At 33.5% G+C, this 23,940-nt stretch carries 21 protein-coding genes; 19 read left to right on the forward strand and 2 right to left on the reverse strand.

Going from position 1 to position 23,940, the window contains the following annotated elements:
* Nucleotide 1 precedes the first annotated feature (1 nt).
* From AC4BHA_RS10590 to AC4BHA_RS10600, 3 genes are all read left to right on the forward strand, one after another.
* Complete coding sequence (locus AC4BHA_RS10590) at nt 2-1,312, forward strand: hypothetical protein (RefSeq protein ID WP_490558544.1); 1,311 nt, start codon at nt 2-4, stop codon at nt 1,310-1,312.
* Nucleotides 1,313-1,481: 169 nt separating this feature from the next.
* Nucleotides 1,482-2,858, forward strand: a complete 1,377-nt coding sequence (locus AC4BHA_RS10595) for a UDP-glucose dehydrogenase family protein (protein ID WP_490558545.1) — start codon at nt 1,482-1,484, stop codon at nt 2,856-2,858.
* Complete coding sequence (locus AC4BHA_RS10600; RefSeq protein ID WP_490558546.1) at nt 2,833-3,873, forward strand: GDP-mannose 4,6-dehydratase; 1,041 nt, start codon at nt 2,833-2,835, stop codon at nt 3,871-3,873. The genes AC4BHA_RS10595 and AC4BHA_RS10600 overlap by 26 nt, the downstream gene beginning before the upstream one ends.
* A gap of 345 nt (nt 3,874-4,218) precedes the next feature.
* Here AC4BHA_RS10600 and AC4BHA_RS10605 read toward each other — a convergent pair whose 3' ends face one another.
* On the reverse strand, nt 4,219-4,995 hold the full coding sequence (locus AC4BHA_RS10605; protein ID WP_490558547.1) for an SGNH/GDSL hydrolase family protein: 777 nt from the start codon (nt 4,993-4,995) through the stop codon (nt 4,219-4,221).
* 189 nt (nt 4,996-5,184) lie between these two features.
* Here AC4BHA_RS10605 and AC4BHA_RS10610 point away from each other — a divergent pair, with 189 nt between their 5' ends.
* The 16 genes from AC4BHA_RS10610 to galE all read left to right on the forward strand — a co-directional run bounded on the left by AC4BHA_RS10610 (nt 5,185) and on the right by galE (nt 23,333).
* Nucleotides 5,185-5,928: a YveK family protein gene (locus AC4BHA_RS10610; protein ID WP_490558548.1), complete on the forward strand. Its 744-nt coding sequence runs from the start codon at nt 5,185-5,187 to the stop codon at nt 5,926-5,928.
* A complete protein-coding gene (locus AC4BHA_RS10615) occupies nt 5,918-6,616 on the forward strand; it encodes a CpsD/CapB family tyrosine-protein kinase (RefSeq protein ID WP_490558549.1) in 699 nt (232 codons plus the stop codon). Before AC4BHA_RS10610 ends, AC4BHA_RS10615 begins: the two co-directional genes overlap by 11 nt.
* Before the next feature lie 86 nt (nt 6,617-6,702).
* Nucleotides 6,703-7,467, forward strand: coding sequence for a tyrosine-protein phosphatase (locus AC4BHA_RS10620; RefSeq protein ID WP_490558550.1), 765 nt, complete (start codon nt 6,703-6,705; stop codon nt 7,465-7,467).
* Nucleotides 7,468-7,788: 321 nt separating this feature from the next.
* Nucleotides 7,789-8,676, forward strand: a complete 888-nt coding sequence (galU, locus tag AC4BHA_RS10625; RefSeq protein ID WP_490558551.1) for a UTP--glucose-1-phosphate uridylyltransferase GalU — start codon at nt 7,789-7,791, stop codon at nt 8,674-8,676.
* Entirely contained in the window at nt 8,677-9,345 is a 669-nt protein-coding gene (locus AC4BHA_RS10630) for a sugar transferase (protein WP_490558552.1), read from the forward strand. It begins immediately after the preceding gene.
* Nucleotides 9,345-10,286, forward strand: coding sequence for a GDP-L-fucose synthase (fcl, locus tag AC4BHA_RS10635; protein ID WP_490558553.1), 942 nt, complete (start codon nt 9,345-9,347; stop codon nt 10,284-10,286). The genes AC4BHA_RS10630 and fcl overlap by 1 nt, the downstream gene beginning before the upstream one ends.
* 18 nt (nt 10,287-10,304) lie before the next feature.
* Nucleotides 10,305-11,384: a GDP-mannose 4,6-dehydratase gene (gmd, locus tag AC4BHA_RS10640; RefSeq protein ID WP_490558554.1), complete on the forward strand. Its 1,080-nt coding sequence runs from the start codon at nt 10,305-10,307 to the stop codon at nt 11,382-11,384.
* 125 nt (nt 11,385-11,509) lie between these two features.
* Nucleotides 11,510-12,694 carry a glycosyltransferase gene (locus AC4BHA_RS10645; RefSeq protein ID WP_490558555.1) on the forward strand — a complete coding sequence of 395 codons (1,185 nt, stop codon included), beginning with the start codon at nt 11,510-11,512 and terminating at the stop codon, nt 12,692-12,694.
* A gap of 84 nt (nt 12,695-12,778) precedes the next feature.
* On the forward strand, nt 12,779-14,071 hold the full coding sequence (locus AC4BHA_RS10650) for a lipopolysaccharide biosynthesis protein (protein ID WP_490558556.1): 1,293 nt from the start codon (nt 12,779-12,781) through the stop codon (nt 14,069-14,071).
* 77 nt (nt 14,072-14,148) lie between these two features.
* Nucleotides 14,149-15,096, forward strand: coding sequence for a glycosyltransferase family 92 protein (locus tag AC4BHA_RS10655; protein ID WP_490558557.1), 948 nt, complete (start codon nt 14,149-14,151; stop codon nt 15,094-15,096).
* Nucleotides 15,097-15,178: 82 nt separating this feature from the next.
* Complete coding sequence (locus tag AC4BHA_RS10660; protein ID WP_490558558.1) at nt 15,179-16,363, forward strand: O-antigen ligase family protein; 1,185 nt, start codon at nt 15,179-15,181, stop codon at nt 16,361-16,363.
* A 183-nt stretch (nt 16,364-16,546) separates the two neighbouring features.
* Nucleotides 16,547-17,809: a WcaI family glycosyltransferase gene (locus AC4BHA_RS10665; RefSeq protein WP_490558559.1), complete on the forward strand. Its 1,263-nt coding sequence runs from the start codon at nt 16,547-16,549 to the stop codon at nt 17,807-17,809.
* Nucleotides 17,810-17,873: 64 nt separating this feature from the next.
* Nucleotides 17,874-19,262 (forward strand): sugar phosphate nucleotidyltransferase, encoded by a 1,389-nt coding sequence (locus tag AC4BHA_RS10670; RefSeq protein WP_490558560.1) that lies wholly within the window; start codon nt 17,874-17,876, stop codon nt 19,260-19,262.
* Between the two features lie 50 nt (nt 19,263-19,312).
* Nucleotides 19,313-20,389, forward strand: a complete 1,077-nt coding sequence (locus tag AC4BHA_RS10675) for a glycosyltransferase family protein (RefSeq protein WP_490558561.1) — start codon at nt 19,313-19,315, stop codon at nt 20,387-20,389.
* Between the two features lie 122 nt (nt 20,390-20,511).
* Nucleotides 20,512-21,831 (forward strand): UDP-glucose dehydrogenase family protein, encoded by a 1,320-nt coding sequence (locus tag AC4BHA_RS10680; RefSeq protein ID WP_490558562.1) that lies wholly within the window; start codon nt 20,512-20,514, stop codon nt 21,829-21,831.
* 512 nt (nt 21,832-22,343) lie between these two features.
* On the forward strand, nt 22,344-23,333 hold the full coding sequence (gene galE, locus AC4BHA_RS10685) for a UDP-glucose 4-epimerase GalE (RefSeq protein WP_490558563.1): 990 nt from the start codon (nt 22,344-22,346) through the stop codon (nt 23,331-23,333).
* Between the two features lie 463 nt (nt 23,334-23,796).
* Here galE and AC4BHA_RS10690 read toward each other — a convergent pair whose 3' ends face one another.
* On the reverse strand, nt 23,797-23,928 hold the full coding sequence (locus AC4BHA_RS10690; protein WP_490558564.1) for a hypothetical protein: 132 nt from the start codon (nt 23,926-23,928) through the stop codon (nt 23,797-23,799).
* Nucleotides 23,929-23,940: the final 12 nt, after the last annotated feature.

Below are 23,940 nucleotides of genomic sequence, written 5' to 3' on the forward strand. Positions count from 1 at the left end.
AATGTTTTATTACTCAGGTTTATCAGTTTCAAAAGATACAAGTATGTTTGTAAAAAGTTTGTTAATTTTATTATTGATTCTAGTTGGTGTAAACATACCAATTGTAAATATCGTGACTATAATTATAGCTTCTTTATTTATTATTACTGGTACTACTATTGAAATAGTTGTTTTACTGTTCTTCTTAATGCCATTTTCTACAATATTTAAGTTTGATCCGAGTAGCTATACACTATTTCATCTCTTAGTATTATTTGCAGTTTTAAGGTTTTTACTTTTCAATTTGAAAATCAGATACAAACAAGTGATAATACTTACATTGTTCTCCGCATATGTATTGTTGGTTGGAAATGTTGAATCTTTAGTGCCATTTATAATTATTGTATTATATCTAACCTTAATGATGTTAATTTTTAATCAAAAAGTATCTATAGACTTAAAAAAGGTTTTATATTATTTTTCATTAGGCATAATATTCTCCTCATTAGCAGGTTTGTTTAATGAATTTATACCAGGATTATCTTCTTTTATGAATCATTCGAATATTAGATTAGAAACAGGAGAATATTTTAATCGATTTAGTGGAGTGCAGGATAATCCAAACTTCTATACAATGGACATTAGTATTGCGTTAGCAGGTTGGTTCAGTCTGTTAATTGGTCAACGGGACTTAAAAAAGACTGACTTTATCTTTATATTCGGACTCGCCATATTTGGAATAATGTCATTAAGTAAATCATTTCTATTAATGCTTTTCTTATTGTTTATATTATTTGTGGTTGCTAATTCCAGGAAAAACTTGTTAAATGTACCTAAATCATTAATGTTAATCGCAATATTTATCACGGGAATCTTATTATTAGTTGATAAAGAGTATTTGAATATGTTTATAAATAGATTATTAATTAATAATGGTAATGCGGATATATCCGATGTTACAACAGGGAGATTTGATATTTGGATACTATATTTAGAGTTTATTTTTAGTGATATAAAAGTATTTATGTTTGGAGCCGGGTTTGGTGCAGAATTATACCATTCACATGCATCACATAACTTCTATTTAGAAACAATATACTATTTGGGATTAGTAGGTTCTGTATTATATATCCTTTGTATATTAAGTACATTTCGTAAAACAAATCCTAGAATTAAGCGAAACTTATTTAATTATATTCCTTTACTAATATTATTATTTAGGGGGATGGCGATAAATCTGATACTTAGAGGGGAGTTGATTTTTTACCTGATTATAATCGCTCTAGTATTAAATTTAAACTATAATAATTCGAGAGACGCGGATTTATCCTGACTATATATTATAGTATTTTAAGAATTGAATTAGATATAGACTTCTAAATTAACTTACACTATCAAGAATAATATTTCAATAGAATCCAGGTTGTAAAATAAATGAGATCTGCATAGTACGTATAACCTATAATAAAATACTCTCATAGAGTGTGAAGGGATGTTCTAGTATGTATAATATAGCGGTAGCAGGAACAGGATACGTCGGTTTAGTAGCTGGAGTATGTTTCGCCGAAGTTGGTCATCAAGTAACATGTGTAGATATAGATGAAGAAAAAGTTAATAAAATGAAACAAGGCATCTCGCCCATTTATGAGGCAGATTTAGAACAGTTGATGCAGAAGAATTATGCTGCTGGTAGATTGGATTATACAACTGATTATGAATCGGCTTATAAAGAGGCAGATGCCATTTTTATTGGAGTCGGAACTCCAGAGCAACCGGATGGATCAGCTAATCTTTCTCATATAGCAACTGTTGCAAGGCAAATTGCTGAAAATGTGGAAAAGGATTGCTTGGTTGTTGTTAAATCTACTGTTCCGGTTGGGACAAATGATAAAGTTGAACAGTTTATTAATGATTTTTTAAAGAATGATGTGAAGATAGAGGTTGCCTCTAATCCTGAGTTCTTAGCGCAAGGATCAGCGGTACGTGATACTTTACATGCAGAACGAATCATTATTGGAACCGAAAGTAAATGGGCAGAAGAAATGCTTATGGAAATCTATAAGCCATTTCATCTGCCCATTGTTTCTGTTAACAGAAGATCAGCCGAGATGATTAAATATGCATCCAATGACTTCTTGGCTCTTAAAATATCCTATATGAATGATATTGCTAACTTGTGTGAATTAGTGGGAGCGGATATACAGGATGTTGCTAAAGGTATGAGCTATGATGAAAGAATCGGAAGTAAGTTTCTTAATGCGGGTATTGGCTATGGAGGGTCTTGTTTCCCTAAAGATACGAAAGCCTTGGAGTATATTGCAAAGCAAAATGGATATGAGTTGAGAACCATTAAGGCTGCCATTGACGTTAATAAAGAGCAAAAGACAATGTTATATAAAAAAGCAAGCAAGCGACTCATCACCTTTAATGGGCTTAAGGTTGCTGTGTTGGGATTAACCTTTAAACCTGGAACTGATGATTTGCGAGAAGCTCCTGCTTTAGACAATATTCCTCTGTTGTTGGAAAATGGAGCTAACGTGTATGCTTATGATCCAGTAGGCGTCTATAATTTCTCTAAATCGTATCCTGAAGGCGCTAATGGCCAAGGTACGATGACATACGTAGGGAATCCAGAGGAGGCACTTGAGGGTGCTAATGTTTGTTTTATCTTTACGGAATGGGGAGAAGTTAAAGCACTGACGCCGCATATGTACAAAAAACTAATGAGAACCTCTTTAGTGTTTGACGGGCGAAATATATATAATGTCAATGAGATGCATGAGGCTGGAGTTGAGTATCATTCCATTGGAAGACAAGCAGCTGTACGAGATACAAAAAGAGAGTGGGGAAATCATGAATTACAAAACACCAGATCTTAATAAAGTTTATCTTGTAACCGGTGCTGCTGGTTTTGTAGGATCTTATCTATCTAAGAAATTATTAGATCAAGGATGTCGCGTGGTTGGTATTGATAATTTAAATGACTACTATGATGTTAATCTGAAAATGGGTAGGCTAAGTTCATTAAAGGATTATTCATCTTTTACATTCTTGAAAATTGACCTTTCAGATAAGACTGCTTTGGAGAATGTATTTAAACAGCATCAGCCTAATATTGTGGTTAATCTGGCAGCACAGGCAGGAGTACGCTATAGTATTACAAATCCGGAAGCTTATATAAATTCTAATTTAATTGGCTTCTATAATATTCTAGAATGTTGCCGTCATTCCTATGATACTGGTAATACGTCAGTAGAGCATTTATTGTACGCATCCAGTAGTTCAGTTTATGGTGCGAATAAGAAGATGCCATTTTCAGTGGAAGATAAAACGGATGACCCGGTTTCATTATATGCTGCAACGAAGAAGAGTAATGAATTAATGGCTCGGGCTTATAGCAACTTATATAAGATCCCGGCAACAGGATTACGCTTTTTTACGGTTTACGGTCCAATGGGTAGACCAGATATGGCTTACTTCGGATTTGCTGACAAGATATTTGCAGGTGAACCTATTAAAGTCTTTAATCAGGGCGATATGATGAGGGACTTCACGTATATTGACGATATAATCGAATCAATGGAGAGAATGCTCAATCATCCACCAGTACAGGATGAAAATGGTGTACCTCATAAAGTTTACAACATAGGTAACTCAAATCCTGAACAATTGATGTATTTCATTGAAACCTTGGAAAAATGCTTAAGTAAAGCAGCAGGCAGAGAAATTGTAGCTGAAAAAGAATATCTTTCGATGCAGCCAGGTGATGTATATGCGACTTATGCAGATACAACTCCACTTGCTAATGCATTTGATTTTAAGCCAAGTACTTCTATTGAGGAGGGCTTGCAACTGTTTGCTGATTGGTATGTGGATTTTTATAAGGTAAAATAGTAGCATGAATAAACCCTCCAATTATTTTGGAGGGTTTATTTTATTTGAATTAATATTAATGAGAAGAGTAAGTAGCTCTTACCTCTAATATTATGTAAGTAAGAGTGTAAAAAGTGTAGTGAAGTGAAACACAATTAATTCCCCTGAATAAAACAATGGAAAGTAAACAGGCGGAGAAATTGACTAAGATTTCTCCGCCTGTTTTAGTATTGATAAATCTCCTTTTCTTCGTAATTACCACAAAAACTTCTATCCAGGAACTCCTAATATAGGTTTCTTTCCAACCCTTCAATCACGTCATATTCCATAAGTAGAACGGGGGTTAATTCCATCTCCCGCTCGATTTTAAATTCCAAACAACTCATAAACCTCTTCGCTCCAAATCTGTATTCCTTGTTCATTCGGAGCACTCTTATCCTCTTTCAGATACTCCATCAATTCGTCTTCATTCTTATAATCAGGCCATTCCGTCCAGTGATCGATACATGTGATGTTATTTTCTGCTGCATATTCCTTTAAGGCATCTACTTGTTGTGGGTAGATAATCGCATTTGGAATAGGGTGAGTTGGCATTAGAATGACAAAAAGATCTTCATTGATAGACTTCAATTCTTGAATAATAGTTGCAATGTTTTCGTGATTTTCATCCACTTCCACGACTCCGTTATCAGCCAATGTGAAAGCTTCAAGAATCAGAACATCAGGGTTGGCATCTTGATAATCGCTGATTTGACCTGCCTCTATTAATTCGGTGGATGTACCGTTAAATTCTATATGAGATACCGCAATCCCATCTTCAAACTCTTCTTCTAATTCCTGACTAATTGTTTCCCCAAGGCCGTTATCTTGATCGCCCAATGCTTTGGAACCTGCAATCAAAACATTAGCTTTTTCATGTTTACTGATTCCTTTTTCAAGCGCGCTCTTTAGTTCTTGGTTTTTTACATTTTTATATAAAGAAGTAGAGCTCTTTTTTGTGTTCATTTCTTTTTTTTGTTCAGTTGTCTTTTTTTCACTCTCCATCGCTACAGTTTTTTCTATTTGGTTGCTCCAGCTAGTTTGTCCGAAAACTAAAACAACGATAGTGAATAAGGTAAGTAAAATCGTTGTTATATATTTCATTTTTCATCCTCCATGTAAATAAATATATTATAACAATATGATTATATTATATTGATTTTATAAATTTATATAAAAAATTAGCAATCTTTCTAACATTGATTAAGTTTTTGTGTGTTTCCTAGAAAAAGTAAGGGCTTTTAAAAAGGTATTGTAGTATAATATCATTATTATTTTTAATCGGAGGATGAAATGGAAGAAACTATCAGCTTGAAGGATTTGTTTGCAACCTTAAAAAAACGCGCATGGTTCATCGCTATGATTACTGTTTTGGCCATTTTGATAAGCGGAGTAACAAGCTTTTTTATTTTGACTCCAATCTATCAATCTTCTACACAGCTACTTGTCAATCAGGCGAAGAGCGAAGAAACATTATATAACCAAAACATGGTTCAAACGAATCTGCAATTTATCGAAACATACAATGTCATTATGAAGAGCCCAGCCATATTGGATAAGGTAATTGAGGAACTAGATTTGGACCTATCGGTGGATGAGTTAACCAATAAAATCACAGTGGCAAGTGAACAGAACTCTCAGGTAGTAAACGTATCAGTTACAGATGAGAATCCACACATGGCTGCCAAAATAGCCAATACGACAGCAAAAGTTTTTAAAGAAGAAATCGTTGAAATCATGAATGTGGATAATGTCAGTATCCTTGCGAAAGCAACAGTTTCAGATAATGATTCACCGATAAAACCACAGCCGTTACTTAACATTGCCATTGCGATGGTAGTAGGTTTGATGGTTGGTGTCGGATTAGCATTCTTAATGGAGCATTTGGACCATACAATCAAAACCGAGCAGGATATCGAACGGATTCTGGATTTACCGGTTATTGGTGTGATTGGTGTGATTGAAGCGGATAATACGCAAATGGAAGCGAGAGCAAGAATGAAGCGATCAGGAAGAGGTGGGCAGCATGGCGCGTAATAAGGGAAAACAAACTGGAAATCGAAATCAACGAAAACTAATCACCATGTGGGATGCAAAATCACCAATCTCAGAGCAGTATCGTACGCTTCGCACTAACATTCAGTTTTCTTCGGTTGATGAGGAGATCCAAACGATGTTAGTAACGTCTTCTGGGCCGGCAGAAGGGAAATCTACCACTGCAGCTAATATGGCAGTTGTGTTTGCCCAACAGGGGAAACGCACATTATTTATTGATGCGGATTTGCGGAAGCCCTCTTCACACTACACGTTTTCTTTTACAAACACATTTGGATTAACAAGTGTTTTAACGAAACATTCGTGTTTAGAAGAAGCTGTTAATGTTGTTGAACCGCTTGGATTGCATGTGTTAACGAGTGGCCCGATACCTCCAAATCCAGCTGAATTATTATCATCTAAAGCAATGAAAGAGCTGATTAATGAGGCAAAAAATCACTATGATGTGATTATTATTGATACACCGCCTGTAACGGCTGTCACAGATGCCCAGATTATCTCAAGTCTTTGCCAAGGCATTGTGTTGGTAGTCAGCAGTGGAAAAACTCAGATAGAGGATGCAATTAAAACGAAGGAACAACTGACCAAAACGGGTACTAAAATTCTAGGCGTTGTTCTTAATAACAAACAAATGAAGGATAACACCTATTATTACTATGGTAATCATTAAAGTATTTCTATAGATACTATCTTCGGGTGAGAGTGAAGCATATCCAGTTTACGACATTATTACATTAACTAAGGGGTTGCACAAGAATGATTGATATACACAGTCATATATTACCGAATCTTGATGATGGGGCTAAAAGTTTAGAAGAATCGCTAAATATGGCCAAACTAGCCGTTAGTAATGGCATAGAGACCATTGTTGCAACCCCTCATCATAAAAATGGAAAATATGAAAATGAAAAAGAAAGTATTCTATCGTCGGTTAAACAATTAAACGAAGAATTAGAAAAGAATCAAATTCCTCTAACAGTTTTACCAGGGCAAGAGGTAAGAGTTTATGGGGAACTGCTTGAAGATATGGAACAAGGATTGATACAAACTGTGAACGATTCTTCCTATCTATTAATAGAATTTCCCTCAAACTATGTTCCCAGATATGCTAACACTTTATTTTTCGATTTACTCCAACGTGGAATAAATCCAATATTGGTTCATCCTGAACGAAATGTAGCCATCGCTGATAATCCGAACTTACTATACGAGTTTGTACAACAGGGTGTCAGTACGCAAATCACGAGCGGCAGTATTGTTGGTAAATTCGGAAAGAAAATTAAGAAATTATCTATGGACCTCATCGAAGCAAATCTTATTCATTTTGTAGCATCTGATGCACATAATGTTTCGTCCAGACAATTTTGGATGAAGGAAGCATTGGATGAACTGGAAAAACAGTTTGGACTAGACCAAATCTATTATTTTGAAGAAAATGCAGAGTTACTCATCAGTGGCCAGACAATCATGAGAGAAATGCCACAGCCAGTCAGAAAGCGCAAGTTTTTAGGACTATTTTAATGATGAGCATGAAGGTGATGCCTCCTAGCCTTTATCAAAGGAGGCACTCGGCCATGCTGTGGGGAGCCAAGAAGCTTCCTTAGATGCAAAGTCATCAATAGGATGGTGTGAGGATGGGTTAGATGCCTCGTTTTTTTAATTTATGCAAGATTTCGTGATTTATATAAAATAACGGTTTGAATTTAAACTACTGATTAGTTGATAACCTTTCTAAAAATTATTGAACATAATTAAATTAAAAGAATATTTTTCGCATTCCACTTATAGGTATAAAAACCTATAAGTGAAATGCGAACTGAATCTTTAGGAGGAGGAACACCATTGCGTAAAGTAAGAAAAGCAATTATACCAGCTGCAGGACTTGGAACCCGGTTCTTGCCAGCGACAAAAGCAATGCCGAAGGAAATGCTACCGATTGTAGACAAACCAACGATTCAATATATCGTCGAAGAGGCAATTGAATCAGGGATTGAGGATATCATTATTGTGACTGGTAAAGGAAAGAGATCCATCGAGGACCATTTCGATCATGTGTATGATTTAGAGAATAACTTGATGGAAAAGGGTAAGTTTGATCTTCTCGAAAAAGTACAAGCTCCTTCCAAAGTAGATATCCATTATATTCGCCAAAAAGAACCAAAAGGTTTAGGACATGCCGTTTGGTGCGCACGCAATTTTATTGGAAATGAACCATTTGCAGTTCTATTAGGCGATGACATTGTTCAAAATGATAATCCTTGTCTACGTCAACTCGTTAATGAATATGAAAAAACCTTATCTTCTGTTATTGGTGTACAAACAGTAGGTGACAATGAAACGCATCGTTATGGAATCATCGATCCTGCAACGCAAGAAGGAAGAAGATATCAAGTAAGTAACTTTGTTGAGAAACCAGCACCAGGAACGGCGCCATCTAACTTAGCTATTATGGGACGTTACGTGTTAACGCCGGAAATCTTTATGTTCCTTGAAAAACAGCAAACGGGTGCTGGTGGAGAAATTCAATTAACAGATGCTATTCAAAGGTTAAATGAAATTCAAAGAGTTTTTGCGTATGACTTTGAAGGCATACGATATGACGTTGGGGAAAAATTGGGATTCGTGAAGACAACGATTGAGTTCGCCTTAAAAAATGACGAAATAAAAAATGAACTAAAAGACTATTTAAGAGGACTATTAATTGAAGAGTTATCTATTGGAGTGAATTAGATGAAAACTGAATATAACCATGATGTTCTTAATCTCGAGTATAAGAATTCAGGTGCTCTATATCTATTATTAAAAAGGTGCATAGATATCGTAGGAGCAATAGTTGGATTATTATTAACTCTTCCTATCCAAATTATTATTATGATATTCTACCTTTTTGGAGACAATAAAGGCCCTATATTTTTTAAACAAACTAGAATAGGTATGGATGGTAAAAAGTTTTATATATATAAATTCCGATCGATGATAGTCGATGCAGAGAAAAAGTTGAAAGAAGATAAGGAATTATATTCTAAGTATATAAAAAATAACTTTAAATTAGAACAACACGAGGATCCCCGAATAACCTCGTTTGGCCGTTTTATCAGGAAGACAAGTTTGGATGAACTACCACAATTTCTAAATGTTTTAAAAGGTGATATGAGTTTGGTTGGTCCAAGGCCTGTAGTTATTGAGGAACTAAACGAGTATAGGGATAAAAAGGATGACTTTCTTTCGGTAAAACCAGGAATTACTGGCTACTGGCAGGTTTGTGGAAGAAGTGATGTTGGTTACCCGGAACGTGTCGATATCGAATTGTATTATGTTTATAATAAAAGCTTATTATTAGACCTAAAGATATTATGCAAAACAGTCTTTCAAGTTATTGCAAGAAAAGGGGCATATTAATGAATAAAACAGCTAAAATTTACGTTGCTGGACACCGTGGTCTAGTGGGATCAGCTATAGTTAGAAAGTTGGAAAAACTTGGATACAAGAATCTTGTTTATCGAACAAGTAAAGAACTAGATTTACGAGATAAAAATGCAGTTGATACTTTCTTTGCAGAAGAAAAACCTGAATTTGTTTTCCTTGCTGCAGCAAAGGTAGGGGGAATTGTTGCCAATAATGAATATCCTGCTGATTTTATTCGCGATAATTTATTAATCCAAACAAACATTATTGATGCGGCTTATCGAAACAATGTAACCAAGCTTTTATTTTTAGGAAGTACTTGCATTTATCCTAAAATGGCTCCGCAACCATTGAAAGAAGAATATTTATTAACTGGTGAATTGGAACCAACAAACGAACCATATGCTATTGCAAAGATAGCAGGTATTAAAATGTGTGAGTCTTATAATCGACAATATGGTACACAATATATTTCAGTGATGCCAACGAATTTATACGGTGAAAATGATAATTTTGATTTGCATACATCTCATGTCCTTCCAGCGTTGATTCGTAAGTTCCATGAAGCAAAGAAAAACAAAGCACCTTTCGTTGAAGTATGGGGAACAGGCTCTCCTAAACGTGAATTCTTATATTCTGATGACCTAGCTGATGCCTGTGTATTCTTAATGAATACATATTCAGGTAAAGAAATTGTTAATATCGGCGTTGGCGAAGATATAAGCATTAAAGAGTTGGCAGAAAAAGTAAAAGAGATTGTCGGGTATACAGGAAATATTCAATTTGATACAACTAAACCTGATGGTACACCAAGAAAATTAGTTGATGTAACAAGGTTGAACTCTTTTGGATGGAAAGCGTCCACTTCATTAGAAGAAGGGCTAGAAAAAGCTTATCAATGGTTTCTAGAAAATGAAATTACAACAGTGAACTAACATAATTGGAGGATTAAAATGAAGAAAGCGTTAATCACAGGGGTAACAGGGCAAGACGGATCCTATTTAGCAGAGTTTTTATTAGAAAAAGGGTATGAAGTACATGGTATTATTCGAAGAAGCTCTTCTTATAACCAAGAGCGTTTAGAGGAGCTTTTAACTGAAGAGGAAAAAAATGCATTATTAAATAACAAAAACTTTCACCTTCATTATGGAGATGTTACTGATGCTTTAAATGTGACGAGAATTATAGGGGAGATTCAACCAGATGAAATCTACAATCTTGCAGCACAATCGCATGTTCGTGTCTCATTTGATATGCCAGGATATACATTAGATGTAGATGCAAAAGGGACGTTGAATATCCTTGAAGCTGTTCGGATCTTAGGGTTGACAGAAAAAACTCGTGTATATCAAGCTTCAACATCTGAACTTTTTGGTAAGGTACAAGAAGTACCTCAAAAAGAAACAACTCCATTCTATCCACGTTCACCATATGGAGTAGCTAAAATCTATGGTTATTGGATAACGAAGAACTATCGTGAGTCCTATAATATGTTTGCTGTAAATGGAATACTATTTAACCATGAATCAGAGCGTCGTGGAGAAACATTTGTCACTCGCAAAATAACATTAGCAGCTGCGCGTATTGCTCAAGGTAAACAAAAGAAGCTTTCCTTAGGAAACTTAAATTCATTACGTGACTGGGGCTATGCAAAAGATTATGTTGAATGTATGTGGCTAATTCTTCAACATGATACGCCAGAAGACTTTGTTATCGCTACTGGAGAAATGCATACTGTTCGTGAATTTGTTGAATTAGCATTTAGACATGTTGGAATTGAGATTGAATGGTCCGGAGAAGGAGTTAATGAAAAGGGGATTAATAAATCTACTGGTGAAGTAATTGTTGATGTAGATCCTAAGTTCTTTAGGCCTGCAGAAGTTGATCAGTTATTAGGTGATCCTACAAAAGCTAGAACATTATTGAACTGGAATCCAACAAAAACCTCTTTTAAAAAGCTTATCCAACTTATGGTGGAAGCGGATATGGATAAAGTTTCGAAGGAAGCGGTAACTAAGAAAGCTTTTGATTAAATAAGCTTCTTATAATATTTTTTATTTTAATCTACCTCCATATTTACTCTAATGTTAAGTTTGAAACGCGTATGTTATTCAAATGCTTAATTTTATGTGGAAATATGGAGTTTTTTTCGTTTGCTATGAGCGAACATGAAGTTAATTCGACATTAGAAGAGGAAGTATTGAATATGAAAATAGTTTTTTTTCATCATTCTAGTCATCAAGCTGGTGCCCAAAAATCATTATACTATCTATTGGATCAAATTAAAGATACAACAGACGATGATTTAAATATTTGGGTTGTAAGAGATGGACCTGGAGTAGATAATTTAAGAAAATTAGGATTAAATATAAAAATTACAAAGGGAATCGTACCGTTTCATGGATCAACTGTAACTGGAATGAATATTAAACTTTTTTTAAGAAATATACTTGGTTTCCTTCCGTCTGTATTCATGAGTTATATATATATGAAGAAGGAAAAGCCAGACATAGTTCACATGAATAGCAGCTCAATGTTTCCGGCTGCAATGGGAGCGAAATTGGCTGGGGTTAAAACGATAGTTACTCATATTAGAGAACCATTATTACCAAATATTTTTGGTGAAATATTAAAGCACTTTACTAATGCATATTCTGATAAATTCATTGCAATCAGTAAGTATGATTTAGAAACTACAATGAAAAAGGAAAAACTGATTCCTAATAAAGTAATATATAACTTTGTTGATATACCAAATTTGACAAATGATAATCAAAAAAACAGCAGACAGACACTTGAGAATACTAGTAACACACTTAAAATACTTTATCTTGGAAGAATAATTAAACAAAATGGATTATTAGAGTTAATAGAAGAATTCTCTGGAGTTGAAAATCATAGAGTTCAGTTAACAATATCAGGTTTTGATAAGGATAAGAGCAGTTATGAAAAAATGGTACAGAGTAATGCACAAAGAGATAAGCGGATTAAGATCCTAGATTATGTTGATAATGTACAAGATTTAATAAATGAGAATGATCTAATTGTTTGTCCTTTTATTGAACCTCACTTTTCAAGAGCTATAATTGAGGGGGCTGCCTTGAAAAAACCATCTTTAAGTAGGGATATTCCTAGTCCAAACGAAATTGTAATTGATAATTATAATGGTAAATTATATAAAAATAAGAAAGAGTTTTCATTTATAATAGATGACTTAGTACAAAATAAGAAACAAATTAGTAAAATGGGAGAAGCAGCATACCAAACTGCTTTCAGTTTATTTGATAGCAAAAAAAATGCTATTGAAACATTTGAATTCATTAAGTTACCTACTTTAAAGTGATATATTAGGCGAAGTTAATATCAAAATTGTTTACCCCTATTGAAAGTATTTTTTATAAATTGTTTAAAAGGGGGTGGAAAATCCGTGGAAATAAAAGGGGATATCTTCTTTAAAAATATTTCTGTATTAATGTCAGGAACAGCAATAGCACAATTGATAGCCATGTTCGCATCACCCATATTAACCCGATTATATACACCAGATGCTTTTGGGCTATTAGGTAACTTTACCTCTATTATCGCTATCTTAGCAGCTGTTGTAACGTTGCGGTACCAATTAGCGATTGTCCTACCTAAAAAACATAAAGAAGCTGTAAATATTTTAGTTGCATCATCTATTATTGTTTTGGTGATCACAATATTTGTCAGTGCAATTATCCTTCTTTTTGGAGAAATATTATTGAAAAAGATAGGAATGCCGGAACTCCAGTCTTGGTTATGGTGGATTCCAATCACTATCTTTTTTATGGGGATTTATCAAAACCTGGAATATTGGAATATTAGAAAAAACAGTTATTATATGCTTTCAATGTCTCAAATATCGAGGTCAACTACTACAACTGGGATTCAGTTAGGTGGAGGGATTTTCAAATTTGGAGTTGGAGGATTAATAGGTGGTTATGCAATAGGTCAGGTAATATCGTCAGTGATAATGTCTATTCGTACTTGGAATAGTGATAAAAATCTTTTTAAAAAATATATTTCTTTAAACGAAGCTATATATTTAATGAAGAAATACAATGCTTATCCAAAATACAACACACCACAAGCGTTAATAAATAATATTTCATATGCTATGCCTATATTTATATTAACTTTTTACTATGGTCCAACAATTGCTGGGTTATATTCCTTATCTCATAGGATACTGTATATACCTATAAACTTAATTGGTGAATCGGTTAGAAAGGTATATTTTCAAAAGGCCTCTAGAGAATTTAATGATGGTGTAAGCTTATACAAAGGTTTAAAAAAGGTGATAATTAGTATGTTTTTACTAGCAGTAATACCTACGCTAATAATAATTATTTATGGACCACAATTATTTGCGACCGTTTTAGGAGAAAATTGGTATTCCTCAGGCAGTATAGCACAATGGATGATAATTTTTGTATTAGTAGATTTCGTTAGCAAGCCTATAATACCTATATTTGAAATATATGGTTGGCAAAAATACCTTCTTATCTTTGAAATTTGTTTTACCACTGTAAGATTAGGAGCTATGTTGATCGGTGCGATTTTTTATAATTATATAATTTCAATAGCACTATTTAGCTTAAGTTCTTTTATTATGTTTACATTGTTAATAGGCTTTATCTTGTATTTTACTAAAAGAAATAAAAATGTAGCTACAAAAAGAGTATCGGAGAGTCTGTAACGTGTTTAAAAAGTTTAGTGTAAGTAAAGGAATCCATAAAAGTTACTTTGATATTTAAAGCGGGAGGATATTCTTGGATGTATAAATATGTAAAAAACAAATTATATCGTGTTCGATGGTTTATTCGTAAGCAGTCATATATATCTGCTCTTTCATACACATTGGCAAACCTAAAGTATGCAATTTTATACTTTTTTAAACCATTAAATGAATCACCATCTAACGGTGTAACTGGAAAATTAGCTTTATGCTTACGCTTTAGGGATGAAGCACCTTATTTAGATGAGTGGTTAAATTATTATATTACTGCTGGAGTAGATCACTTTTTTCTTTATAATAATTTTAGTGCGGACAACTATAAAGATATTATAGAACCATATATTAAAACTGGGCACGTTACTCTAATAGAATGGCCATATACTCCTGCATCACCAGCTGCAGAAAATGATTGTATTAAAAAAACTCAAGGTAAATTTGACTGGGTTGGTTTTTTAGATGCTGATGAATTTGTAGTAATTAAAGATGGACGTTCTATTCCAGATTTCCTAGATGAGTTTGAAGGTGTTCCGGCTGTAGCGCTACATTGGTATTACTTTGGATCAAATGGGCATAAAAGTCGTCCAAAAGAAACTGTTATTAATTCGTATACGCGACGCGCACTTAAACCCAACCGTCACTTTAAGGTATTTGTACGACCTGAAATGGTAACTTGTAACAGAAATTCACATAATTTTTACTATCGTAATGCTAAACTTGCAATTCGTGAAGATGGACGTAAAGTCCATGGTAGTATGGCCACACCACCAACAGCAAATAAAGCATGGATTAACCATTACTACTGTAAGAGTTTGGAGGATTATCTTGAAAAGGCAAAACGAAAGTCCTCTCTTGACAAGAGTGGAATTAGAGAAAATTCTAGACAAGAAGCCAAGGCATTAAAGGTTATGGAAGAATCCAATGAAGTTTTCGATGATAGTGCAATTAATTACTATAATACTCGTTCTGCAAAGTTAATGAAGAATTGAGGATAAGTAAATTTCAGTATATGGTTGTTATCTCTGTGTATAATAATATTGGTTTAAAAAAGAAAAATAGGAGACCAAAAAAATGAAATCTTCTATGTTTATTAAAGTGTCTTTATTTTTGTTTTATCTTAGTTTCTTTGTATCATTTTATGATGATAATAATATGAATATTATTAGATTTATTGGTATGCTATTTATTTCAATAGTATCAATGTGTCTTTATTTGACTAGAGATAAAAGTATAGGAAATGGTTTTTACTACAGTGAAAACTTAAAAAAGGTTTTATCACTCAATTTTTTAGTTATATTTAGCCTTTCAATATCATTATTCTTCTCAGGCTATAAACTAGATTCTCTAATAAAATTCTTTTCTTTAGTTTTTCTCGTTTTTTTTGTGATTGTTATTTTGCCATTCTTAATCAATAGAATAGGAATTGTTAGAAATAATAAACTTGTTGTTTTAAGTATTTTAATTTCTGTATTACTATCGTATCTCATCAGACCAGATGGTTATCGATTTGAAGGTGGAGATAGAATTGGTAGTGATTTAAGATTACAATTATTCTTTTCTCATCCTAATACATTAGGATTAATATGTTTATTAGGGATAATATTAATGACATATAGAATTTATCGAAATGATAAAAATAATTTGTGGTTTAAATTGTTTTATTTATCTTTAATTTCGATTTATTTACATGTGTTATATTTAACTGATTCAAGAACATCAATATACGCTTTATTAATTTTCTACACAATATTTTTTTATAAAGCTATAGTTAAAAATAAACTATGGAAAATTATAATTAGATGTTTAACATGTATAGTAATATTTTTTCTGGCGTTTTATATGTATCAAAATTTCAGTTATCAAGACCTCAATAGTTTATTAAGTTATAGATTAGATTTGTGGAGTATGTCTCTTAATGAACTTATTAATAACGGAAGTATCTTAACAGGTCAAGGTTCTTATACAAATTCTAATACAGCTACGATAGGAGCCGTATTGTTAGATAACAGCTATATTTACATGCTATATCAAAATGGTCTTGTTGTTTTAATATTTTTCTTAACTCTTATTTTTATTTTATATAGATTGCTGATACGAAACATTTCGAACGAGAAAGATAAAGTATTTATGGTTTCGCTTTTTTGGGTATTTTTAGTGATTGGTCTGTTTGAAAATATCCTTTTTAACCTCAGTTCTTTTTATTGCATTATTGTATTTTCGTATATATATAATTTTATAATTTATGAAGATAGTTAACAATAAATGCAAACTATTTAAAATAAGATGGAATTATATATTAGTTTTCTATTCAGAAACTGAAATTATGATTTTCAGGATAGGAACCAATATGATTTAACTTTTACAATATAGGTAAATTTATTTGTTACTATTCTCCTTATTTCAGATAATTTATAAACTTAGTTAAGTAGGAGTAAGATTATGAAAATTTTAATTTTTGGACTTAATTATTATCCTGAACCAACTGGAACTGGAAAATATACTGGTGAAATGGCTGCATGGCTTGCTAAAAATGGACATGAAGTTGATGTAATTGCATCTTTTCCACACTATCCTAGTTGGGAGATTGACGATTCGTATATTAATAAAAGTTATCACAAAGAGACTATAGAAAATGTAACAGTATATCGAACGCCATTGTTCGTTCCTTCTTCAGATAAGATCAATTCTAAGAATAGGATAAAAATGGAACTAACGTATACGTTTAATTCCTTAAGGTATTGGATACCAATTTTATTTAGGCGAGATAAGTACGATATAGTAGTTGCCGTATCTCCACCTATGCAAGTTGGACTTTTGCCCTTTATTTATAATGTGTTTAGAAAGGTACCATGGGTATTTCATATTCAAGATTTACAAGTTGATGCTGCTGTAAGATTAAATATGTTAAAACCGGGTATTTTTACAAACATTCTTTTTAAAGTAGAAAGTTTTTTATTAAAATCTGCAACTAATGTCTCTACAATTACTGAGGCTATGTTAAATCGTCTAATTGATAAAAAAATAAATATAGAAAAAACGTGGCTGTTTCCGAATTGGTCAGATATAGGCTTTATTACCCCGCTTGATAAAAAACATAATAAATATAGAAAACAGTTAGGTATAAATGAAAATCAAGTACTATTCATGTACGCTGGTAATATTGGAGAAAAACAGGGCTTAGATTTAATATTAAATGTTGCAGAAAAGCTTATAGACAACCAAGAAATTAAGTTTGCAATTGTAGGGGAAGGATCAGCTAAAGCTAAATTATTAAAGTATGCAGATGAAAGAAAATTGAAAAATGTGGTTTTTTTACCAGTACAACCCTTGGAAAGTCTTCCTGAATTACTTGCAGCAGGAGATGTACATTTTGTAATTCAAAGGCCTGAAGCTGCTGATTTAGTTATGCCATCTAAATTAACAAATATACTTGCAGCAGGTCGTCCTGTTATTGCAACAGCTGAGGAAGGAACTGCTTTGTATGAAGTAATTAAAAATCACAAGTTAGGCATAATTGGAAAGCCTGAGGATCATAATGATTTGTTAGAAAATATATTGGAAATATACAAAAAACAAGAAATGATTGAAGATATGGGTAGAAGGGCAAGGGATTATGCTGAGAAATACTTGGACAAAGAAAACATTCTTAGAGAATTTGAAAACAAAATTTTATGTTTATTAAAGAAAAATAATATTAAATAAAGAGACTGGCGTCTAGCTATATAATAAATTGTTGAATAGTCTTTGTGGATAATGGGGGGATTATATGAGACTTGTATTATTATCTGGAGGATCAGGGAAGCGATTATGGCCACTATCGAATGACACTAGATCAAAACAATTTTTGAAAGTATTAAAAAATAATGAGAGTGAAAAACAATCAATGGTTCAGAGAGTATGGAGACAGTTAAAAACTGCTGGTCTTGCGAATACATCTGTTATTGCTACATCTAAAATGCAAAGAGATATGATTCATAGTCAGTTAGGAATGGATGTACCGCTCATTATTGAACCTGAAAGACGAGATACGTTCCCAGCCATAGCATTAGCAGCCTCATATTTATATTCGATTCAAGAGGTTTCAGAAGAGGAGACAGTTGTGGTATTACCAGTTGACCCCTATGTTGAAGATGATTTCTTCGAAACAGTAAAAGATCTAGAAAATGTTTTAATAGATTCGGAGGCAGATTTAGCATTAGTTGGTGTTAAACCAACCTATCCTTCATCAAAGTATGGATACATTGTTCCGAAAGGAATTGTAGATGGTGATAACTATATTACAGTCAATCATTTTACTGAAAAACCTAATGAGGAAAAGGCTCAATCATTAATAGATATGAATGCATTATGGAACTGTGGAATATTTGCTTTCAAATTAAGGTATCTAATTGATATTTTAGTCCAAAAAGGATTGCCAACCCAATTTGAACAATTGGAATTAGAATATGGAACTCTTCCTAAAATTAGTTTTGACTATGAAGTGGTAGAAAAGGCAAATCATATTGTTGCATTGCCTTATGATGGTTATTGGAAAGATCTTGGTACTTGGAATACTCTTACAGAGGAGATGGCAACATCTCAAATAGGTAAGGGAGTTTTAAGTGAGGATTCTATGAATTCTCACTTAATTAATGAGCTTGATATTCCGGTAACAGTTCTTGGGACAAGGGACATTGTCGTTGCAGCAAGTCCAGATGGTATTCTAGTTGCTGATAAAGCATCAAGTCCTAAGATTAAAGAAATAATTGGCGATTTTAATCATCCGCCAATGTATGAGGAAAGAATATGGGGTTGGTCACGAGTACTTGATTACGCTAGATATACTGACGGCAATGAGATGGTAACAAAAAGGATCTGTATTTATGAAGGTAAAAACTCAAGTTATCATTTCCACAATTTACGGGATGAAGTGTGGACAATCGTTCGCGGTGAGGGAGAATTAGCATTAGATAATCATATCACTCGTGTTAAGGCGGGAGATATCATCCACCTTCCAGCAGGAAAAAAACATGGGATTAAAGCTCTTTCTGAATTAGAATTTGTTGAAGTACAAACAGGTGCTGAGATAAGTGATGAAGATTTTACTCGGCTTTACTTTGAGTGGGATGAGGTTATTGCACACTTTACTAAATCAAAGGCAAAAGTAATTTTATAAGAATATTTTAGAGGAAGAATGTAGGTTCTTTTTTTTATGGAGTGAATGAATTGAAAGTCATTGCCTACTATATTTCAGATTATGGGTATGGTCATGCTTCGAGGAGTATAGCAGTTATTAGGGAACTACTGAAAAACCCTAAGGTAAAAATTATTGTCTGCCATTCATTTGCACTATCTTTTATGAAGCGTTCAATTCATAGTAAACGGGTCACTTATAGAACCATTCAAACAGATATAGGGTACTATTTGAAGGAAAACTCCATATATCCTGATAAAAGTTTACTACTTAAAGAATATAAAAATTATCTCTTTGATTGGGAGGCTAAAGTAACGGAAGAGATTGACTTCTTAAAAACCAATATCGTTAGATTGGTGATATCAGATATATCTCCACTGGGTATTGAGGCAGCAAATAAATCAGGTGTTCCTTCAATTGGCTTATCTAATTTCACATGGTATACAGCTTATAAGGGATTAATCGAGGAAATAGAGCTAAATCCTTTTAAAGAGATTTATGAAAAAATGAATCATTATTTTGCACTAGCAGGTAGTCAAGAGCCATGGAATAGTAAAGTTCAGGACTATGGATTTTTCTCAAGGGCTATAGATGAAAAAGAGGTTAACCGAATTCAACAGTTAATTAACCCAACAGGTAACAATATTATAGTATTTTTAGGACTTGGTATGAAGATCGACCTCGATATACTTGAAAGTCTACCTATTTGGGATAGTCCAAATGTATCTTTTATTGTGTCTACTAATATTAATGTAATTCGGGAAAATGTCTATCAAGTACCAATTGACTATATTGAGACACAAAACTATATAGCAGTATCCGATCTGGTTATATCAAAGGCAGGTTGGGGAATGATAGGGGAGGCGCTGTGCTCAAATACCCCATTATTGCTTGTTAACAGACAATCAATGAGAGAAGATCGAAATACAATTCAGTATTTAAAGGAACGTAATTTATGTAAGACAATTGAATGGGATGATTTTAAATCCTTCGAAATTGATTCTGAATTTATAAAGGAACTATATGAATCAACAAATATAAGAGATTACAAGTTTAGTGATGAGGCTAGTAGAGTGGCAAAGGGAATACTCGATTTAATGAAATCGTAGAGATATATACATTTATTAGGGGTACAACACTGCTGTAAATTACTATACTAGTATAGTATAGTATAAGTAGTCTATTAGATAACAAGTTTAAAATAATCCATAAATATGAGGTGAGGAGCAATATGAAAATTTCAGTAGCTGGAACAGGATATGTTGGTTTAGTAACAGGTGTTTGTCTTGCGGAACATGGTCACTCTGTTACTTGTGTAGATATTGATGAAAATAAAGTAGCTATCATGGAAGCAGGAGTTTCCCCAATTTATGAGCCTGGTTTAGAGGAATTAATGAAGAAAAACACAGAACGGTTAACATATACAACTGATTATCATGCTGCTTATAAAGATGCTGACGTGATTTTTATCGGTGTGGGTACTCCTGAAAAAGTGGATGGATCCGCTAATTTAACCTATGTTTATGAAGTGGCTGAGCAGATTGCTCGGAGTATAGAAAAAGACTGTGTAGTTGTTGTGAAATCTACTGTACCTATTGGGACGAACGATAAAGTTGAGGAAATGATTAAACGAAATTTAGCTCATGACGTCAATGTTTATATTGCTTCTAACCCAGAGTTTTTAGCTCAAGGAACAGCAGTTCGTGATACTCTGCAAGCTTCTAGAGTAGTAATTGGCGCTGAAGAAGATTATGCAGCAGAGGTCTTGAAAGAGGTTTATAAAGATTTTAATGCTCCTATTGTTGTGACGAACCGTAAGAGCGCAGAGATGATTAAATATGCTTCCAATGATTTTCTAGCACTAAAAATCTCGTTTATTAATGAGATTGCGAACTTATGTGAAACCATTGGGGCAGATATTGAAGATGTTGCGCTTGGTATGGGCCTCGATGGTCGTATAGGAAATCGTTTCTTAAACGCGGGAATTGGTTATGGGGGTTCTTGTTTCCCTAAAGATACAAAGGCATTACATTGGTTAGCAAACTTCCATGATACTGAGTTGAAAACAGTTAAGGCTGCAATTGATGTCAATGAGAATCAAAAACTTAAACTGTTTAAGAAATCACGTAAGTATTATGATAGTCTACTAGGGTTAAATGTTGCGGTATTAGGGTTGACGTTTAAGCCTGGAACAGATGATCTAAGAGAAGCACCTTCATTAGTAAGTATCCCATTGATGCTTGAGGATGGAGCAAATGTAAAAGCATGGGATCCAGTGGGTGTTAATAACTATAAGAAGATATATCCTAATGAAATTACGTACTGCAACTCAATAGAAGAAACTCTTAAAGATGCAGACATTTGTTTTATCTTTACTGAATGGGATGAAGTTAAAGATTTTGAATTAGCGAAGTATAGCCAGTTAATGAAGAACCCAATTATCCTTGATGGTCGTAACTGCTATAACTTAGCATCTGCCAAAAAAGCGAATATTGTTTATGAATCCATTGGTAGAAAAACAGTTAATAGCTTAGAAATTGCGCTTGTTTAATTTTAAAGAGGGACTTATTTCTTATATGAAATAAGTCCCTCTTTTTGCTATGCAAATCATCCAGTACCCAGTAATTAAATGGAGCAGAAGTTTGGTGCAACATATATAGCAATTCATAAATCCACCTGAGTACATGGATTTAAGATTTCAGAGAAGGTGGAACAGAACAAATTGCAAGATTAATGGAGACGTTTTAGGAATGAACCGTTTTCTGGAATTGCTGGTATGGAAGTTATTGCGGTAGAGGATTATTTAACCTTTATTTGAGTTAGGGATGGACAAGAAGAGAAAATTGAATTGCCTCGTTCTAATGTGTTGAAGTATCATTTAACTGATGGAACTTGGATTGCTTTACGTCCATCTGGAACAGACCAAAAGCGAAATTATATTTTTGTGTGAAGGGTCAAACGTTGGTGGATAGTAGAGAAAGCTGGATACTGTCCAGAATAGCTTGATGAGCAAAGTGCAAGCTTTATTATGGTAATATCAATAGATAAGAAGAAGGTGTTAAGATGGCGATACTCATTACAGGGGGAGCAGGCTATATCGGCTCTCATACAGTGAAATACTTTTTAGACCAGAACGAAGAAGTGGTTGTTGTTGATAATTTACAAAGTGGGCATAGAGAGGCAGTAGACGTTAATCATTTTTATGAGATTGATCTTAGAGATAAAGAAGCTTTAGATCGTGTCTTTAAGACTCATAATATCGAGGCTGTTATTCATTTTGCTGCTAACTCCTTAGTTGGAGAAAGCATGAGTAAACCCCATGAATACTATCATAACAATGTATATGGCATGATGTGTTTATTGGATGTCATGAAAAATAATAACGTCAATAAAGTAGTATTTTCCTCTACAGCAGCTACTTATGGCGAACCTAAAAATATTCCTATCGTTGAAGATAATGAAACAAATCCTACCAACACTTATGGTGAAACCAAACTTGCGATGGAAAAAATGATGAAGTGGTTTGACCAAGGATATGACATAAAATATGTTTCTTTAAGGTATTTTAATGCTGCTGGGGCTCATCAGAGCGGACATATTGGTGAGATGCATGACCCGGAAACACATCTTATTCCATTGGTTTTACAGGTTCCGCTTGGTCAACGTCATAAGGTATATATGTTTGGTGATGATTATCCTACAGAGGATGGAACGTGCATCCGTGATTACATTCATGTAATGGATTTAGCATCAGCACATTATCTAGCATTAGAATACTTAAGAAAAGGAAATCCTAGTGATATCTTTAACCTAGGTAATGGGAATGGATACTCTGTCAAAGAGGTTATTGATGTAGCAAGACATATCACAAACCATCCTATTCCAGCAGAAGTAAAAGAAAGAAGAGCTGGAGATCCTGCTGTCTTAATTGCTTCGTCACAGAAGGCAAAAGATATATTGGGTTGGAAACCGCAGTATGATTCTTTAGAAAAAATTATTTCGGATGCATGGAATTGGCATAAGCATAATCCTAAAGGTTATACGTCGAAATAATAGCTGGGTGTTGCACTGATTCGAAAGACTAGGATAGGAGTTAAACCCAGTATTCTCTAAATGTATCAAGACGTACAATAGTTTACGGAGACTTATATAGAAGTAGATTATTTTATTTTCTAATAAATAAAGAGTGTTTCAAAAAGAGGAGAAAATGTTGACGATTTCTCCTCTTTTCTACTATAAAATACCTCAAAAATACTCCCCAACACTAGTACTACTAAAAATAAATTCACTATATCTTCTAAGAAGGAACCTCGAATTTTAAACTAGGATAATGAAGAAGATATAAATAGTTTTCAAATATCATCTTTTATTCAAAAAATTTTATGTAAGTATTTTGACCATTCATTCTAAGGTATGTGTATGAAAAATTGCTACGTTGACAGCACCCTCTTTATAGCATCAAAAGATAAGAAAAAAGAATATAAAAAAGAATGAAACCCATAGTTCCACTCTTTTTTTACATATTGTATAGCAATACTTGTAATCCTAAAATGATTCCGATAGCTATTACAATTAAGCCTGCATAGGTTGCAGTCTTTTTAAGTTTTCTTTTTCTGTACATTTCCTCAGGAGTTTGATAGTAATTCAATTTCGTGCCTCC

This window comes from Pradoshia sp. Z3_51, from assembly GCF_058215915.1.

Excerpts from the sequence above, each read along its gene's own strand:
- galE (WP_490558563.1), top strand. The coding sequence starts at position 22,344 with ATGGCGATACTCATTACAGGGGGAGCAGGCTATATCGGCTCTCATACA.
- AC4BHA_RS10605 (WP_490558547.1), bottom strand. The coding sequence starts at position 4,995 with ATGAAATATATAACAACGATTTTACTTACCTTATTCACTATCGTTGTT.
- AC4BHA_RS10590 (WP_490558544.1), top strand. The coding sequence starts at position 2 with ATGTTTTATTACTCAGGTTTATCAGTTTCAAAAGATACAAGTATGTTT.
- AC4BHA_RS10610 (WP_490558548.1), top strand. The coding sequence starts at position 5,185 with ATGGAAGAAACTATCAGCTTGAAGGATTTGTTTGCAACCTTAAAAAAA.
- AC4BHA_RS10670 (WP_490558560.1), top strand. The coding sequence starts at position 17,874 with ATGAGACTTGTATTATTATCTGGAGGATCAGGGAAGCGATTATGGCCA.
- AC4BHA_RS10630 (WP_490558552.1), top strand. The coding sequence starts at position 8,677 with ATGAAAACTGAATATAACCATGATGTTCTTAATCTCGAGTATAAGAAT.
- AC4BHA_RS10680 (WP_490558562.1), top strand. The coding sequence starts at position 20,512 with ATGAAAATTTCAGTAGCTGGAACAGGATATGTTGGTTTAGTAACAGGT.
- AC4BHA_RS10595 (WP_490558545.1), top strand. The coding sequence starts at position 1,482 with ATGTATAATATAGCGGTAGCAGGAACAGGATACGTCGGTTTAGTAGCT.
- AC4BHA_RS10615 (WP_490558549.1), top strand. The coding sequence starts at position 5,918 with ATGGCGCGTAATAAGGGAAAACAAACTGGAAATCGAAATCAACGAAAA.
- AC4BHA_RS10600 (WP_490558546.1), top strand. The coding sequence starts at position 2,833 with ATGAATTACAAAACACCAGATCTTAATAAAGTTTATCTTGTAACCGGT.
- AC4BHA_RS10620 (WP_490558550.1), top strand. The coding sequence starts at position 6,703 with ATGATTGATATACACAGTCATATATTACCGAATCTTGATGATGGGGCT.
- fcl (WP_490558553.1), top strand. The coding sequence starts at position 9,345 with ATGAATAAAACAGCTAAAATTTACGTTGCTGGACACCGTGGTCTAGTG.
- AC4BHA_RS10660 (WP_490558558.1), top strand. The coding sequence starts at position 15,179 with ATGAAATCTTCTATGTTTATTAAAGTGTCTTTATTTTTGTTTTATCTT.
- AC4BHA_RS10645 (WP_490558555.1), top strand. The coding sequence starts at position 11,510 with ATGAGCGAACATGAAGTTAATTCGACATTAGAAGAGGAAGTATTGAAT.
- AC4BHA_RS10665 (WP_490558559.1), top strand. The coding sequence starts at position 16,547 with ATGAAAATTTTAATTTTTGGACTTAATTATTATCCTGAACCAACTGGA.
- AC4BHA_RS10655 (WP_490558557.1), top strand. The coding sequence starts at position 14,149 with ATGTATAAATATGTAAAAAACAAATTATATCGTGTTCGATGGTTTATT.
- gmd (WP_490558554.1), top strand. The coding sequence starts at position 10,305 with ATGAAGAAAGCGTTAATCACAGGGGTAACAGGGCAAGACGGATCCTAT.